The sequence below is a fragment of the Mycoplasmopsis meleagridis genome (genome assembly GCF_900660695.1).
GTDB lineage: Bacteria > Bacillota_I > Bacilli_A > Mycoplasmatales > Metamycoplasmataceae > Mycoplasmopsis > Mycoplasmopsis meleagridis.
In genome coordinates this window covers 533,069-549,241 of the sequence record NZ_LR215042.1, presented here as the reverse complement: position 1 = coordinate 549,241, position 16,173 = coordinate 533,069, and the positions used below count along the sequence as shown (strand labels likewise).

At 25.5% G+C, this 16,173-nt stretch carries 19 protein-coding genes and 4 tRNA genes; 8 read left to right on the top strand and 15 right to left on the bottom strand.

Annotated elements, in window-relative coordinates:
- Window positions 1–146: 146 nt before the first annotated feature.
- The 4 genes from EXC33_RS02275 to metK form a co-directional block, all read right to left on the bottom strand.
- Window positions 147–220 (bottom strand) — tRNA-Trp (locus tag EXC33_RS02275).
- 58 nt (window positions 221–278) lie between these two features.
- Window positions 279–581 carry an MMB_0454 family protein gene (locus EXC33_RS02270; RefSeq protein ID WP_046097170.1) on the bottom strand — a complete coding sequence of 101 codons (303 nt, stop codon included), beginning with the start codon at window positions 579–581 and terminating at the stop codon, window positions 279–281.
- Window positions 582–583: 2 nt separating this feature from the next.
- Window positions 584–1,153, bottom strand: a complete 570-nt coding sequence (gene efp, locus EXC33_RS02265; RefSeq protein ID WP_046097171.1) for an elongation factor P — start codon at window positions 1,151–1,153, stop codon at window positions 584–586.
- Window positions 1,154–1,272: 119 nt separating this feature from the next.
- Complete coding sequence (metK, locus tag EXC33_RS02260; protein WP_046097172.1) at window positions 1,273–2,427, bottom strand: methionine adenosyltransferase; 1,155 nt, start codon at window positions 2,425–2,427, stop codon at window positions 1,273–1,275.
- Window positions 2,428–2,646: 219 nt separating this feature from the next.
- Between metK and ftsY the strand changes: the two genes are divergently transcribed.
- The 5 genes from ftsY to thiI are packed head-to-tail and all read left to right on the top strand — an operon-like array spanning window position 2,647 to window position 6,865.
- Window positions 2,647–3,699, top strand: a complete 1,053-nt coding sequence (ftsY, locus tag EXC33_RS02255) for a signal recognition particle-docking protein FtsY (protein WP_046097173.1) — start codon at window positions 2,647–2,649, stop codon at window positions 3,697–3,699.
- Window positions 3,686–3,913, top strand: a complete 228-nt coding sequence (locus EXC33_RS02250) for a sigma factor-like helix-turn-helix DNA-binding protein (protein WP_046097174.1) — start codon at window positions 3,686–3,688, stop codon at window positions 3,911–3,913. Before ftsY ends, EXC33_RS02250 begins: the two co-directional genes overlap by 14 nt.
- 58 nt (window positions 3,914–3,971) lie before the next feature.
- Complete coding sequence (rpmG, locus tag EXC33_RS02245) at window positions 3,972–4,124, top strand: 50S ribosomal protein L33 (RefSeq protein ID WP_063725429.1); 153 nt, start codon at window positions 3,972–3,974, stop codon at window positions 4,122–4,124.
- Window positions 4,125–4,178: 54 nt separating this feature from the next.
- Complete coding sequence (locus EXC33_RS02240; protein ID WP_046097175.1) at window positions 4,179–5,723, top strand: hypothetical protein; 1,545 nt, start codon at window positions 4,179–4,181, stop codon at window positions 5,721–5,723.
- A 2-nt stretch (window positions 5,724–5,725) separates the two neighbouring features.
- Entirely contained in the window at window positions 5,726–6,865 is a 1,140-nt protein-coding gene (gene thiI, locus EXC33_RS02235) for a tRNA uracil 4-sulfurtransferase ThiI (protein WP_046097176.1), read from the top strand.
- Window positions 6,866–6,867: 2 nt separating this feature from the next.
- On the opposite strand, the gene EXC33_RS02230 is transcribed toward thiI, so the two are convergent.
- From EXC33_RS02230 to rpsF, 4 genes are read right to left on the bottom strand one after another with little or no spacing between them, the layout of a single operon-like run.
- Window positions 6,868–7,326 carry a Sua5/YciO/YrdC/YwlC family protein gene (locus tag EXC33_RS02230; RefSeq protein WP_046097177.1) on the bottom strand — a complete coding sequence of 153 codons (459 nt, stop codon included), beginning with the start codon at window positions 7,324–7,326 and terminating at the stop codon, window positions 6,868–6,870.
- A gap of 49 nt (window positions 7,327–7,375) precedes the next feature.
- On the bottom strand, window positions 7,376–7,660 hold the full coding sequence (gene rpsR / locus EXC33_RS02225) for a 30S ribosomal protein S18 (protein ID WP_046097178.1): 285 nt from the start codon (window positions 7,658–7,660) through the stop codon (window positions 7,376–7,378).
- A 10-nt stretch (window positions 7,661–7,670) separates the two neighbouring features.
- On the bottom strand, window positions 7,671–8,252 hold the full coding sequence (locus tag EXC33_RS02220; protein WP_052717044.1) for a single-stranded DNA-binding protein: 582 nt from the start codon (window positions 8,250–8,252) through the stop codon (window positions 7,671–7,673).
- Window positions 8,253–8,285: 33 nt separating this feature from the next.
- Entirely contained in the window at window positions 8,286–8,669 is a 384-nt protein-coding gene (rpsF, locus tag EXC33_RS02215; RefSeq protein WP_223211578.1) for a 30S ribosomal protein S6, read from the bottom strand.
- A gap of 187 nt (window positions 8,670–8,856) precedes the next feature.
- On the opposite strand from rpsF, the gene topA reads away from it, so the two are divergent.
- Window positions 8,857–10,842 (top strand): type I DNA topoisomerase, encoded by a 1,986-nt coding sequence (gene topA, locus EXC33_RS02210; protein ID WP_082065522.1) that lies wholly within the window; start codon window positions 8,857–8,859, stop codon window positions 10,840–10,842.
- A gap of 30 nt (window positions 10,843–10,872) precedes the next feature.
- Here topA and EXC33_RS02205 read toward each other — a convergent pair.
- From EXC33_RS02205 to tapR, 3 genes are all read right to left on the bottom strand, one after another.
- Window positions 10,873–10,946 (bottom strand) — tRNA-Thr (locus EXC33_RS02205).
- An 11-nt stretch (window positions 10,947–10,957) separates the two neighbouring features.
- Window positions 10,958–12,193: a tyrosine--tRNA ligase gene (gene tyrS, locus EXC33_RS02200; RefSeq protein ID WP_046097180.1), complete on the bottom strand. Its 1,236-nt coding sequence runs from the start codon at window positions 12,191–12,193 to the stop codon at window positions 10,958–10,960.
- Window positions 12,193–12,825, bottom strand: a complete 633-nt coding sequence (gene tapR, locus EXC33_RS02195; protein WP_046097181.1) for a TyrS-associated PheT N-terminal domain-related protein TapR — start codon at window positions 12,823–12,825, stop codon at window positions 12,193–12,195. The genes tyrS and tapR overlap by 1 nt, the downstream gene beginning before the upstream one ends.
- A 35-nt stretch (window positions 12,826–12,860) precedes the next feature.
- On the opposite strand from tapR, the gene EXC33_RS02190 reads away from it, so the two are divergent.
- Together EXC33_RS02190 and EXC33_RS02185 are read left to right on the top strand one after the other, a co-directional pair.
- Entirely contained in the window at window positions 12,861–13,751 is an 891-nt protein-coding gene (locus tag EXC33_RS02190; RefSeq protein ID WP_046097182.1) for a DegV family protein, read from the top strand.
- Window positions 13,752–13,797: 46 nt separating this feature from the next.
- A tRNA-Lys gene (locus tag EXC33_RS02185) sits at window positions 13,798–13,873 on the top strand.
- A 110-nt stretch (window positions 13,874–13,983) separates the two neighbouring features.
- On the opposite strand, the gene EXC33_RS02180 is transcribed toward EXC33_RS02185, so the two are convergent.
- From EXC33_RS02180 to prfA, 4 genes are all read right to left on the bottom strand, one after another.
- Window positions 13,984–14,058 (bottom strand) — tRNA-Trp (locus tag EXC33_RS02180).
- Between the two features lie 39 nt (window positions 14,059–14,097).
- Window positions 14,098–14,337, bottom strand: coding sequence for an acyl carrier protein (locus tag EXC33_RS02175; RefSeq protein ID WP_129727295.1), 240 nt, complete (start codon window positions 14,335–14,337; stop codon window positions 14,098–14,100).
- A 7-nt stretch (window positions 14,338–14,344) separates the two neighbouring features.
- Window positions 14,345–15,070, bottom strand: a complete 726-nt coding sequence (gene prmC / locus EXC33_RS02170; protein ID WP_046096796.1) for a peptide chain release factor N(5)-glutamine methyltransferase — start codon at window positions 15,068–15,070, stop codon at window positions 14,345–14,347.
- Window positions 15,070–16,149 (bottom strand): peptide chain release factor 1, encoded by a 1,080-nt coding sequence (gene prfA, locus EXC33_RS02165; RefSeq protein ID WP_046096797.1) that lies wholly within the window; start codon window positions 16,147–16,149, stop codon window positions 15,070–15,072. The genes prmC and prfA overlap by 1 nt, the downstream gene beginning before the upstream one ends.
- Window positions 16,150–16,173 lie beyond the last annotated feature (24 nt).

Sequence of the window (16,173 nt, the reverse complement as noted above, 5' to 3'; positions counted from 1 at the left end):
TATCTTGTCATATTAATTATATAAGTTAATCTTAATTATCTAATTTATAGTAACTGTTCCTACTATCAAACAAATTTTATTTGTTTTTTCTGCAAATAAGTAGCAGTATTTTTTATTTTATTGGTTAATATGAAGTAAATAAAAAATGGCAGGGGTTAAAGGATTCGAACCCTTATAAACGGTTTTGGAGACCGCAGTAATGCCATTATACTAAACCCCCGTTTTTATCTATTATAAACAAAAGAAAAAATAAAAAAAGTTTGCTGATTTTAAACTTTTTAATACGTTCCGTTGAAACAGATTTTAATTGAAGCAGGTTTTAAATCTAAAAGAGACAAAAAACGCATTTCTAATTCATTAATAAAATTATTAATCACTGTAGAAATATTTTTTCCTTTTTTAATCTCTATATTAATAATAAAGCCAACATTATTTTTCTTCTTGATTAATACTATTTTAGGTTCAGATGATAATTTGATAAATGATGTGTCATTAATACAATTATTGACTAATTGAACAAAAGTATATTTAGAAATGGAATATGATTGATTAACTGAGTAATTAACAGTAACGTAATTCATTATTATTTGTTACCTTTACCAACATATTTGCCTGTTTCAGTGGACACAATGATAAAATCATTATCTTTTATAAACATTGGTGTTTCTACTTCAAAACCAGTTTCCAATTGAACTTTTTTTTGTGGATTAGTTGTTGTATTTCCTTTAACTGCATCTGGAGCGCTAACTACTTGTAAAGTAACGTTAGCATCTAATTCAATATCTAGAACTTCTTCGTTATATTTTCTAATTTTTACAATTGAACCTTCTTTTAAAAAGTTTAATTCTCATTCAACATTTTTAACAGGAATTTCAATTTGTTCATAAGTTTCATTATCCATTAAAATAATATTTTCTCCATCAGAATAAAGAAAATTCATAGGTCTCTTGTCAATGTGAGCTTTATTTACCTTATCGCCACCAGTATATGATTTAATAGTTATGCTGCCTGTTCTTAAATTTTTAACTTTTGCTTTAACGTTAGCTTGTCCTCTTCCTTGTTTTGAATGTTGAGCATCTAAAACAACAAAAATTTCGCAACCATCTTCAAAAGTTATGCCTGGTTTAAAAGAATTAACATTAATTACATCCATGTTTTCTCCTTTGCATACTATTAATTATAGAAATATTTTAATATATAAAATTTTATTTGTACAAATAAAATCGATATTACATTTACTGCGCTGATGTCTTTTATAAATCGAAGAGAGAATTAATTTGTATTAAAAAATTTTTTAATCTCGTTAATTTTATTTAATTTTTCTCAAGGCAAGTCAAGATCATTTCTTCCAAAATGCCCAAAAGCAGCAGTTTGTTCGAAAATAGGATTTCTCAAATTTAAATTTTTAATAATACTAGCTGGTCTTAAATCAAAAATTGATTTTATGCAATCTATGATTTTATTATCAATTTCTCCGTTTTTGTAACCAAAAGTATCAACAAAAATAGATGTTGGCTTAGCTATTCCGATGGCATAAGAAATTTGTATTTCAATTTTAGGAACTATGCCTGCAGCAACAATATTTTTGGCAATTCATCTAGCTGCATAAGCGCCTGATCTATCAACTTTAGTGCCATCTTTACCGCTAAAAGCACCTCCACCATGTTTCGCAGCACCACCATAAGTATCTACAATAATTTTCCTACCAGTTAAACCAGTATCTCCTTGTGGTCCGCCTATAACAAATTTTCCTGTGGTGTTAATATAGATTTTTTTTGGCATTTTTAAGTTATATTTATCCAAAACATTTTTAATTATTTCTTCTTTAACAAATTTGTTAAACGCATTTTTATCATAATTATCGTTGTGTTGAATAGACATTAAAATAGTGTCGACAATAGGAGTGCTATGACTATAATCTATAGTTACTTGACTTTTCATATCGCTTTTTGCTCACGAAGAAAAAGGAGAATTTTGATTCAATCTTAATTCTTCTGCTTTTTTAACTAAATCATGAGAAATACTAATAGCCAGAGGCATAAAAGTTTCAGTTTCATTAGTAGCAAAACCAAAAATTATTCCTTGATCTCCTGCCCCTATTTCATTATCATTTAATATAACACCTTGTTTAATATCTGGGCTTTGTTCGTTAATGTTAATAATTTTTTGAACTTTACTATATCATTCACTTAAGCCTAAGCTAAAAATTATTTTTTCTACGATAGGAAGAATTTCTATGTGTTTTTTTGAGCTAACTTCGCCTGTAATAATGAGTAAATTAGCGCTTATCATTGATTCAATAGCAACATGCGCATTTTTATCTACTTTTAAATAACCATCTAAAATTGCATCTGAAATTTGATCGCAAATTTTATCAGGGTGACCTTTTCCTACTGATTCACTTGTAAAAAGAATTTTCTTCAACATAAAAGCCTCCATGAGCAGGAGGCATAAATTTTTGAAATACATGTTGGTATAAAACCCTTGTTATCCACCTTGCATAAAGTAGGTTGGCATGCTTCAAAGCTAACTAAGCTCCACAACTCTCAATGTATAAATTTAAAAAATTATACCTTATCTGCGCATAAAATAAATTAATAAAATAAGATAAAAGTATTTAATATATACTTTAAAATGAGGAGTTTTATGGGTTTTTTTAAATATTTAAAAAATAAACTATTTGGTGATAAAGAAAAAGATGTCAAAGTAAAAGAAGAGCAAATTAAGCAAAGAGAAGAAAAAGAACTAATTGAATCAAAAAAACTCGAAAAATATAAAACAGGATTAGCTAAATCATCTTCTTTAGGACAAAAAATTCTTGATTTACAAAATAAAAGTAAACAAATTGATGAAGATTTTTTTGAAGAATTAGAAGAAATTTTGATAATGAGTGATATTAATTCTTCTTTGGTATATGCAATTATTACTCATATTAAAAATGAAGTTAGAAAAAGAAATTTGACTAATCCTAAAGATATAGGTGAATTAGTAGCAGATCAAATGTTTGTTATTTACACTAATAATAGCATTGTTGATACATCGTTAAATTATCAAGATAATAGATTAAATGTCTTCATTTTTATTGGAGTTAATGGAAGTGGAAAAACTACGTCAATTGCTAAAATAGCCCATAAATACGTTAAAGAAGGCAAAAAAGTTCTAATTGCAGCTGGTGATACTTTTAGAGCTGGCGCAGTAAATCAATTAGAAATATGAGCGAATAGAGTAGGTGCAGATATAGTAAAGTCTGCTAAAGAAAATGCTGATCCTGCTTCTGTTATTTATAGCGCTTTAGAAAAAGCAAAAAAAGAAAATTATGATATTTTGTTAATCGACACTGCTGGTAGATTACAAAATAAGATTAATTTAATGAAAGAACTAGAAAAAATTTATCAAGTTATAAAAAAATTTCAAAATGACGCACCACACGAATGCTTATTGGTTTTAGATGCAACCACTGGTCAAAATGGTATTTCGCAGGCCAAATCGTTTAATGAAATAACCTATTTAAGTGGAATTATTCTTACCAAAATGGATGGTACTTCTAAAGGAGGAATTATTTTATCTATTAAAGACGAATTTGATTTAAATGTTAAATATATCGGTTTAGGCGAAGGATTAGATGATTTAGAAGAATTTGACTTAGATAAATTTATATATGCAATGACTAGAGATTTAATTACAGATGAACAAAATTAATGATATTGATGAAATAGATTATTTAATAGATCTATTTGAAGAGTATAAAGAATTTTTAACCCAAACTCAAAAACAGGCTTTTTATTTATATTTTTATGAAAATTTATCTTATCAAGAAATAGCTAATATTACTGCTACAACGCGTAGTGCAGCTTATGATAGTGTTAAAAAAGCAATTATTAATTTAAAAAAAATAGCAAGCAAAATAACCTAATAAAATAGAAATTTTATATAATTACTTTTAATTTTTGGAATGACATATAGGAGGCAAAATGCCAAGAGAAGGGCTTATACTTGCATGTACTGAATGTAAACATGAAAATTACATCAGCAAGAAAAACAAGAAAAATAATCCTGAAAAAATCGAAATTTCAAAATTCTGCAACAATTGTAGAAAACAAACTTCTCATAAAGAAAAGAAATAAAAATTCTCATCCGAGAATTTTTATTATTTTTAAATTAATTAATATAATTCTTTTATGAGTTTAACTGTTAAATATTTTCTTATTATTTTTGCTGTATTCTTCATATTTATAGTTGCTTTAGGATTATTTATAATCTTTTGAAGAAATGCAAAATTATCTTATTTTGATAAAGAAATTGAAACATTAAATAATTGTTTCATGAATGCAAAAAATGAGTATAACTCTACTTTAAAAAGATTAAAAAAATTGAATTTAAAGCAAACAATTTATTTCGATAATTTACAAAAATTATTTGAAATTAATAACAAAATAAATGAACTAAAAGATGATTTTGATGAGTATAAGTTTTTTGTTCTTGATTTAATTAATAAAAAGAAAATATTTAGTCTTTTAAAAGAAAAAAACAAAATTAGAAATTATCATGAAAATTATGAAGAAATTAATATTGATTACAAAGATGTTACAGGTGAAATAAATAAATATTGAAACACTATAGAAAATGTTGCTAATGTATCTTTTAGCGCATTGAATCTTTTGAGAGAATATTTAACATCTAACAAAAAAAAGTTAATTAATTCCTATGAATATTGCTTTAATCAATTAAATAAATTATTTAATTTAACTAACCAAATTGAAAATGATAAGATTGAAAAAAATATTTCTAATGTTGCTATTTTAATAAGTGAAAACGAAAAAAGAATCAATCTTTTTTGTGAAAAAGTAGATAAGCTTAAAAAGATGGAATATACCATTACAACTTTGCTTGATCAAAAATTAAACAATCTTAAACAATTAAATATAAGCATGCATAAAATAAACTATTTAGAAAGTCAAATAATTAGTTTAAAAAATCTTTGAGTTCAAGAAAATCATAATAGAACAATTAAAGTAATCAAAGACATTTTAAATGGAATATATTCAATTGAATATAAGCTTTATGTAGAAGAAAAGTATATAAATTATTGAAAGATGCAAATAAAATTACTATCTAACATAGAAGAAAAAATTCAGAAATTTACTAAGATAAGACAATTTTTAACTGAAGAACAATTTAATGATTTATATTCTTTACTAACTTCTGTTTATAATCATATAAGCCTTATTTATAGACAAAAACATATAAATTTAGATGATGCATATAGTCTTAAAAAATCATTTAACGATATACGCAATATTATTGATAATACAAATAAGTATATTGCTAATTCTTTTGCGGAAAAAATTGTTTTAGAAAATAAGAAAAATATAGATTTTATTTATAACAACATAATTTTGTGAATGCAAGATAACTATCATTTAATTGAAAATAATAATGCCAATTTCAATTTGCTTATTTCAGTTCAAAATGAAATAAAAAATAAAAATAATGATGCTTATGATAAAAATATTTTTCTTGATAACTTAATACATTTATTTAGCAAAATTTTTAAAGACTATTTATATGTTAATATGATTAAAAGTATTTATGATAAATATGTTTTTGAATATGTAAATAACGATAAATTTATAATTATTAAAGATGTAATTGATAAAAACATAGCTACTAAAAAGTATGATTTTGCTTTTAATTCTTTAGTAAAGTTCATTAAGAGGAGATAAAAGTGTATAACAAAATTTTAATTAGATATGGCGAACTTACTTTGAAACACAAAAATCGGGATGACTTTACTAAAAAATTGGCTCATAATATAAAAAATATTCTTAAAGTTATAGTTATAAAACAATTTGACAGAATGTTTATTCCTTATTCTGAAAATAATTTAGAAAAGTTAAAGTATATTTTTGGTATTCAATCCTATTCTCCTGTTGTTGAAACTAGTAAAGAATTTGATAATTTAGTTAATATTGCAAAAACATTGATAAATGAAAAAATAAAAACTTTTAAAATTAACGCAAGAAGAGCAGATAAAAACTATTTTTTAACGTCAAATGAAATAAATCAGAAATTAGGCGCAATTTTATTAGCTAATTTTCCGCATTTAAAAGTTGATTTAAATTCTCCTGATTTGACTATAAATATAGAAATAAGAAAAGATTTTGCATATGTTTTTACTAAGGAAATAAAAGCTAGTGGCGGCTTACCAACTGGCATTTCAGGGAGAGTTTTACATTTAATGAGTGGTGGAATTGATTCTCCTGTTGCAGCGTATAAATTAATGAAAAGAGGCTTAGAAATAGTTTATCTATCTTTTATTTCTCCGCCACAAACTGATCAAAAAACAATTGATAAATTAAATAGCATATTAAAAATTCTAAATAATTATCAAGGACAAAGCACTTTATATTTAGCTAATTATGCAAAATTAATGAACTATATTTCTTTAGTATCTAATCAAGCTTATAAAATTAATTTAATGAGAAGAAGTTTTTATAGAATTGCCAATAAATTAGCTAATAAACTTAATATAAAAGTTCTTTCAAATGGTGAAAATTTAGGACAAGTAGCTTCACAAACATTAGAATCAATTCAAACAATTGCTTCTTCTTCAAATCTAGTTATTTTTAGACCCTTATTAACTAATGACAAAATAGAAACAATTGATCTTGCCAAAAATATTGGTACATATGAATTATCAATTCAGAAAGCTAATGAAACTTGCGAACTTTTTGCTCCCAAATCTCCTGTCACTAAGCCAAAAATAGAAGAAGTTCTAAAATTAGAAAAAGAATTAAATCTTCTAGAGCAATTAGAAGATGAACTTTTAAAATCTTTAATTGAAGTAATTAAAATTGAACTTTAAATTTATCTAATTCATTTATTATTTTTTATGTCAAATATTTCGCTTGCTTTATTGGTTATATTTCCTTTAAATTTGTAAATATTTTTAATTTGAGGAAATATTTTTTTTGCATCTTCGATTTGAATAGGTTCTTTTCCAGAAATATTGGCACTAGTAACATACATTGGTCCATTAGTTAATAAAAAATCACAAAGTTCTTTATTATTAGGCATTCTAAAACCTTGTCCATTTACTATGATCGAATATGCTCCTGGTCAGTATTTTAATGCCCAATTAGTAGCTTCCATATTTCATTCTTTGAATTGTTTGGCTTGTTCAATTGAGCCAACAAGAATCATTATTTTCTTGTTTTTAGGTCTTTTTTTTAAAAAATAAAGAACTTCTAAAGTCTCTTTTTTTACTGGCCCACCTATGCCACAGACAGTATCGGTATTACAAATAAATATTTCTTTGAAATTCATATTTTTATTATATTTTTTTAAAATAAAATACACCTAAAAAGGTGTATTTTTATTGTTGACGTTGTTGTGCTTGTTGGCTTTTCATAACACGAACTCTGTCTTTAGCATATGGCATTAGAGCAATAAAACGTGCTCTTTTAATTGAATTTGAAATTTGTCTTTGGTGTTTTGAGCATGTTCCAGTCAATGCCCTTACTTTAATTTGGCCAGTTCCGTTAACAAATTTAGCTAAAAATTCTACATTTTTGTAATCAACATAGTTAATTGCATTTTCACATAATTCACATTTACGACGTTTAATAAAACCATTTTTTTTGTTATTTCTTTTTACCATAATTACCTAATTAATATGTTTCTATGCTATTTTCATCTTCGTCTTCATAATCAACGTAAAAATCACTAACATCGTTATTTTTCTTAATTTGTTCAGCGGCTTTTTTATTGTTTTCGTAATTTGAATAAGATCCCAAATCAGTTAAATCGATAAATCCATTTGGTTTATCTATATTTTCTTCATCATTAGGAGAATTATTGCCAAAATTACCTGAAAAATTATTTTGATAATAATTAATCCCTGAAGAAGGATTATAACTAGGGCGTTTGTTTCTTCTTAATTCTCTTTGTTCTCTAGTTTCAAGAGCTTGAAAATTATCTATTTGAACATCTAAAATGGTTTGATTTTCTTTACTTAAGTAAGTTTGTAATTTACCTTCGATAAAGATTAAGTCGCCTTTTTTTAAATTATTCATTATAAAAGAAGCACTCTCTCTTCAGGCTGTTAAAGGAATATAATCAGTTAAATTATTTGTTGTATTTTTTCTGTCAATAGCAATATTAAATCTAACATAATTAACATTTGAACTAGTAACAAACATTCTTGGTTCATTACTAATTCTTCCTATTAAGAGAACTTTATTGAAACTCATAAACACCCCCCTTCATCATAAATTACAAATTAATTAGTTATCGTTTTTAGCAGGTTTAATTGTTTTTTTAACGTCTTTATTTTCTTTACTTGAATGTAGATTTTTGTATGCTTTTTTCGAAAGTTTAGCTTTTTTGCCTAATCCTCTTTCACTGTCTAAATTAATTACAAGATGTCTTCAAATTTGTTTTTTGATATTACTACGACGAATAAATTCAGAAATTAATTTATTTTCGCTTAAAACTTCAAAAATTAAATATTGAGCTTTTAAAGATTTGTTTATTTCGTATGCTAAATCAGTATTTTCGAGCTTTTCAGCCTTTTTAACATTGTCTTTTCCAAAAACTTCTTCAATAAGTTCAAAACCAATTGAAGCTTCAGCTTTAGGATCGACAATTAACATGATTTCGTATCTCAAAATACTCTCCTTTTGGACTTTTGGGCTAATTAGCCAAGGAGTAATTAAAATTACTCAGGTTAATTATAATATAAAAAAATATAATGTAAATATTGCAAATCAAATTACAAAACAAAAAGGTTCATTTAATAAACTTAATTTAATAATATTAATGCTAAAAAGATTTTTTTGTGGTATTCTTATTTTTATGTCTGATAAATTAGTTATAGTCGAATCTCCGAATAAAGTAGAAACAATTAAAAAATATTTAGGTGATCAATATGATGTTATGGCTTCAGTTGGTCATATTATGAAACTAAGTACAGTCGGTACTATGGGATTAGGTATTGATTTAGAAAATTGAGAACCCAAATATGTAATTGATTCAGAAAAAAAAGAAATAGTAAATGGTTTAAAAAAAGCTTCTAAAAAAGCAAAAATAGTTTACATTGCGACCGACCCTGATAGAGAGGGTGAATCAATTGGTGAACATTTAGTTAATAATTTAAAAATAAAAAATAAATACTACAGAATAAAATATAACGAAATTACTTCTGAAGCTATTCATAACGCCATAAATAATCCTAAAAAAATTGACGAAAATTTAGTTAATGCTCAAAAAACTAGAAGAATGTTAGATCGTATTATTGGTTTTAGGTTATCTAATTTAATGAAGTATAAATTATCTAATTCGCCAAAAAATCCTAGTGCTGGAAGAGTGCAATCGATTGCTTTAAAGTTAATCGTTGATAGAGAAAATGAAATTACTAGTTTTAAACCTATAGAATATTTTAAAGTTGATGCTTTGTTAAAAAATAATAATCAAGAAATTAAAGCGCATATTTATATGCCCAATCACGAAGCTGACAAAAAATCATGAATATTTAATGACGAATTAACCTATATAAGAGGCGAATTAGAAAAGGAACCAACTAAGGAAATAATAGTAGAAAATATTAAAGTTTCAACTAGAAAAAATAATTTAATTTCACCTTTTAAACAAGCTGTTTTATATAAAAAATCACCTTATAGTGCTGTTGTTACACAAAATGCTGCTCAAAAACTTTATGAAGGTTATGGTGACGGGGGATTAATAAGTTATCCTAGAACAGATAGTACTAGACTTAGCGAGGTTTTCATTAATAACGCTAGAAAATATATTGAAAACAAGTTTGGTAAAGAATATATTTTAGACGAAATTAAAGGTTTTTCAGGGGATCAAGATGCTCATGAGGCTATTAGACCAACTGATATTTCTTTAACTCCGAATGAAGCTAAAGAAAAATATGCATTAAATGACTACGAATATAAGATTTATAAACTAATTTACGAAAATACACTTAAAGCTTTAATTAGCCCTCCTGTCAAAGAAATTAAAAATTATACCTTTAAGAAAAATGATCTAATTTTTAAAATTTCAACAAGCCAAACCACATTTAAAGGTTATTATGTTATTAAAGATGATAATGATGATGAAAATGAGGATGAAATCAATACTGTATTAGACTATAAAATAGGCGAAAAGGTTAAAGTAATTGATTTCGAAATTTCTAATCATTTCACTAAACCTCCAGCAAGATATAGTGAAGGAGCTTTGATTGAAGCTCTTGATATTATCAAAGTAGGAAGGCCATCTACTTTTGCTTCTACTATTAAAATTGTTATCGAAAGAGAATATGCTAATAATATTGATGGATATTTGCATCCTACTGAATTTGGAACTGTTGTCTTAGACAAATTACTTAAAGGTTTTCCAAAAATTATTAACGAAAGTTATACAGCTAAAGTTGAAGATGAGCTTGATAAAATTGCTGAAAATAAACAAGATTACAAAGAAGTAATGAATGATTTTTGATTCAGATTTAACAAAAGCTATAATGAAGCAAATGATTTATTAGAAAAAACAGCTATAACTACTAATATTTTGGATGAAAAATGCCCTCTTGACGGAGGAGATTTAGGAGGAGATTTATTAGAGAGAAGTTCTAAATTTGGAAGATTTTTTGGTTGTTCCAATTATCCAGAATGTAATTACATTAGACCTAAATATTCAGATAAAACTTGTGTTAAAGACAATGGAAGGTTAGTTCTTAAAAAAAGCAAATATGGTGAATTTTTTGCTTGTGAAAACTATCCAGAATGTAATTATGTAGTAAATTTAACAAAGAAGAAAAAAAGAAAAATAAGCGGTTAAACTTATTTTTCTTTTTTTTGCTTTAGCATATGGTGCCAAATACGAGAATCGAACTCGTGCTAGTTGATTACGAGTCAACCGTTCTACCATTAAACTAATTTGGCATTAAGCAGAATTAAACTGCTTTAATCAAATAAATTTGTTTTTTGCCTTTTTTAAAAAAAGCATATTTATTTTGATAATTTTTAGGATAAAAAATAGTGTCCATAGTAATATTTTCACCATCTATTTTTAAGGAATGATTATTGATAAATTCTCTTGCTTCCCTTTTAGATTGAATAATTTTATTAGCGATAAGAGAATTAATTAAATTACTATTTAAATCAACATTTATAACATTTAAGTATTTTTCAATTTTTTCTAATTCTTCTATTTTAAGGGCTAATAAATCAAAATCATTGTTAAATAGAATATTTGAAATAGTTTGCGCTTCATCAGCATATTTCTTTCCAAAAATATCTTTAACTATTTCATAAGATAAAACTTTTTGAGCCAATCTTTCTTTTGGGAATAGGAAATGTTTTTTAAGTAAACTATCGATTTCTTCAATTTTAAGAAAAGTTAATCATTTTAATAATTTTTCGCAAGTTAAATCACTTTGGTTAAATAAATATTGATACATTTGATAAGGTGAAGTTAATTCTTTGTCTAATCATAATGATCCTCCACCAGAAGATTTACCTATTTTGTTTCCGTTTTCATCAGTTAACAAATCAAGTGTAATAGCCAGTGCTTTGTGATTAACGCCTTCTACTTTTTCGATCATATCAATACCAGTTATTATGTTTCCTCATTGATCGCTTCCACCAACTTGTATGCATATTTTTTTAGTTTGATAAAGTTTTAAAAAGTCATACCCTTGTAATAACTGATATGTAAATTCAGTAAACGATAATCCTCTTTGAATTCTTTTTTCAACAGATTCTTTAGCAAGCATGTTTGAAATATTAACTAATTTTCCTGCATTTCGCAAAAAATCAAGAACATTCATATCTTTATAAATTTCATAATTATCAATAGCATTAAGTTTATGAAAAGTTAATTGACTTATAATGTTATTTTTATTTTTCAAAACAGTTTTATTGTCTAATAATACTCTTTCACTATCCTTAAAAGAAGGATCGCCAATCATTCCAGTAGCTCCGCCAACTACAGCAAAAGTTTTATAGCCATATTGCATAAATCTTTTTAGAGTAGCAATTAAGATGTAATTACCTAAATGAAGACTTTTAGCACTTGGATCAAATCCACCATATACTCCTGTTTCATAAGGATTTAAGGATAAAAATTTATTTTCATTACTAATTTGTTTAAGAATGCCTCTTAATTTTAATTCTTCTAGTAAAGTCATTACTCTCCTTGTAATTTAGTAATTATTTCTGTTAAATCATTCCCCCAATATTTATCAATAAATTCACTTTGATTAATTAAATTTATAAACTCTTCTCAGTTATTTTTATCATATTTTTTAATACCTAAAGCTTTAGGCGAAGCTAGCATACCATTACTTTCAACACTAAGTATTTTGCCACTTTTTATTTCATCTCCTTGAGCAGTTATAGCTCCTTCTAAAGCAAAAATAAAAAATTTATCTTCATTAGTAAAAGTTGTATTTGTAATAATTTGATTTTTAAATTCTTTATAATCTATTGTTAAAACTGCTAATTTGTCACTATTAGGATGCTTTTCTCTTTTAATTATTTTTCCTAATTTAAAGAATTCTTTTTTGTTAAACATTAATTCTTTATTTTCATTTTTAATTTTAGAAATAATACTATTTTGTAGATCAATAGGTAAAAAACCGTAGTTTCTATCTAATTTAACTGGTTCGTAATAATTAATTAATTTAACATTGTTATTTTCATCTACTAAACAAGAAATTTTACTTTTATTTAATTGAATTACTTTAGTAGCATTTATCGAAGAATCAACGAAAACGATGGTAGAATCAGGGAATTTATCGTCTATTTTGAAAAATATCATAAGTTAATTATACTTATTAATATTATAATAACAATATGAAATACGCAATTATAGTTGATTCTTCTTGCGGTTTAACTAAAGAAGAAGCTGAGCAAAAAGGTTGATATTTTTTACCTTTACATATTATTATCAATGGCAAAGAATATCGAGACGGCATTGATATTAATGGAAAAAATCTTTTTGATTATTATACTAACGATGTTGATGCTAAGACATCTGCGATTAATATTTATCAAGCTCAAGAAATGATTAGTGAATTAAGCTCTAAATATGATAAAGTTATCATTTATCCTATTTCTAAGCATTTATCAGGAACATATCAAATGCTTTCTACAATAGCAAATGAATTTAGTAATGTAAAAGTTATTGAATCAAAGCAAATTGTTCAACTGATTCTATTAGATTTAATATGGCTTGAAAACAAAATTAAAGAAAACAGTGATAAAATTGACGAATACATCGATTTTATAGAGAAAAAAGGTTTTCGTAATTCTATTACTCTTATTCCTAAATACAATAAATATTTAGTTAAGGGAGGCAGATTGCACCCTTCGGCAGCTTTAGTTGCAAAAATGTTAAGTATTGTTCCATTAATAGCTTTTGATAATGGCCAATTATTGAAAGAAGGAATAGGAAGAATATTTAAAAAAGCTGTTATAAAAAATATTGAAAGTAAAAAGAATTTTATAAAAACTAATTCAGAAAACGAGATTTTATATTGTTATTTACATTCAGGAGCTAAGAAGGAAGAAAAAGAATTATTTGTTAAGACTTTTAATGAAACATTTAAACAAAATGTTTTTGTTAAATATATTTCTCCGGTCGTTTCTATTCATACTGGCCCAGAAGCTTATGTAGGAATTGCTATTGAATTAGATAAAAAAACTAAACAAGATTTCGAAGATTTTTTGAATCAAATTGATTAAATATCCTTTTAGGATATTTTTATTTTTAGTAAAATGATTTTGCTATGCATCCTTAGCTCAGCCGGCAGAGCAAGGGACTCTTAATCCCTGGGTCGTGGGTTCGATCCCCACAGGATGTACCAAATCAAAAAATGAAGAAACATCTTCATTTTTTGTTTTTCTTAGTTATAGAACAAAAAACAAAACAAACAGCAACAACAACAACAATAACAAAAAAAAAAAAAAAAAAAAATGGCAGGAGTGACAGGATTCGAACCCATAACACACGGGGTTGAAGCCCGTTGTTCTACCGTTGAACTACACTCCTACATTTGTCAGAAATAATTTTATCATATTGTAATATAAATTAAGAATTAGATTTGTTACCGTTATAACTTTCTTCGATAATATTGATAATGTCTCTTACCGTTTTTATGTCATTAAATTTGCTATCATCAAAAAGAATTCCATAGCTTACTTCAGCTTCATAAATTAATTCAGCTAAGTCTAAAGAATCAATTTTTAACTCTGATAAAAGCATGTCTTCTTTGACATCCTTTTTAGCTAACCTAGTTAGTTTAGAAATAATAACCTCTTTAATGTTCATAAATTTATTATATATTAAACTCTTTTAATATTACGAATCTATCTTTTCCATTGATGTCTTTTAGAATTTGAACATTTTTAATTTTTTTTCATTTTTCTACGTGAAAAGGATTAATTTCAAATGCTATTATTCCGTTTTTATTTAAATATTTTTTATATTGTTCAAGGATCAAACGATAATATTTGAAACCTTTTTCTGGAGCAAAAAGAGCAATATTTGGTTCGTTATCAATAACTTCTTTACTTATAGTTTTATCTTTTTTGTATAAATATGGAGGATTTGAAACAATCAAATCAAATTTATTCTTTATATTTTTAAATAGGTTAGATTTAATAACTTTAATATTTTTTTTACTTTTAAAATTAAGTTTAATATTTTTTTTAATTACTTTAATAGCTTTATAACTAATTTCGCTTAATGTAATAACAGCACTAGAAAAATTCTTTTTAATGGCTAAACCAATAAAGCCGCTTCCACTACAAAGATCCAAAATTTTCATATTCTGCTTATTTATAACGTTTTTGAGCAAAAAATCTACTAATTCTTCAGTTTCATATCTAGGAATTAAAACATCTTTATTAACTAAAATTTTAGTATTTAAAAATTCAACATATCCTATGATTTGTTGAATAGGTATATTTTTTTCTAAAAGTTTTTTCTCTTTAGAATATAAAAAAAGAGGCAAATTATATTTTCTTTTTTCTTCCAATAATATTTGCTCTTTTTCATTCATTATATTATGCCTGCTTTCTTAATTTTTTGATTTTGTTCTTCAGTTAATAAAGCATCAATAATTGATTGTAATTTTCCTTCAATAATTTGTTTAAGAGAAGTAGAAAAACCAATTCTATGATCAGTTACTCTATCTTGGGGATAATTATATGTACGAATTTTTTCGCTTCTATCTCCATGACCCGCAAGTTTTCTATATCCAGCTTCTTCTTCTTCTTTTTTAGCAATTTCTAAATCATAAAGTTTAGACTTTAATACCATCATAGCAGTTTCTCTATTAGCAATTTGGCTTCTTTCATCTTGCGAAGAAACTACAATTCCAGTAGGAATGTGAGTAATTCTAACTGCAGAATCTGTTGTATTAACTGATTGCCCGCCTGCTCCACTTGAACGATAAGTATCTATTTTAATTTCACTAGTTTTAATTTCTATATCAATTGAATCATCAATTTCAGGAATAACAGTAACTGTAGCAGTTGAAGTGTGTATTCTACCGCTGCTTTCTGTTACGGGAACTCTTTGAACTCTATGTACACCACTTTCAAATTTTAATTTAGAGTAAGCATTTTCTCCTCTTACAGAAAAAACAATTTGTGAAAATCCGCCAGTAGAAGCACTATTTGCTGCAAGCAATTTAATTTTAAAATTCATTTCATCAGCAAATTTAGAATACATTCTAAACAAATCGCCAGCAAAAATATTGGCTTCATCGCCGCCAGCAGCTCCTCTTATTTCAATAATGACATTTTTATCATCATTTTCATCTTTAGGCAAAATTAAAATTTTAAGTAAATTTTCTAATTCGTCTGTTTTAACAGTGTTTAAGTCAATAATTGATTTGGCAAATTCAACTTCTTCATTATTTTTGGATTCAAGCATAATTTTTGCTTCATTTATTTCTTCTAGGCATTTTTCATATTCATTAAATTTGATTGCAATATTTTTAATCTTATTAATTTCTCGATTGATTTTAGTATATTCCTTGATATTATTTATCGTTTCTTCTTCATTTAACTTTTTATTAAGTTGTTGGTAAGTATTTTTTATATCAGTTAATGATTTAAACATTGCCTTTTCCATAAGGTTTATTATATTAAAAATGAG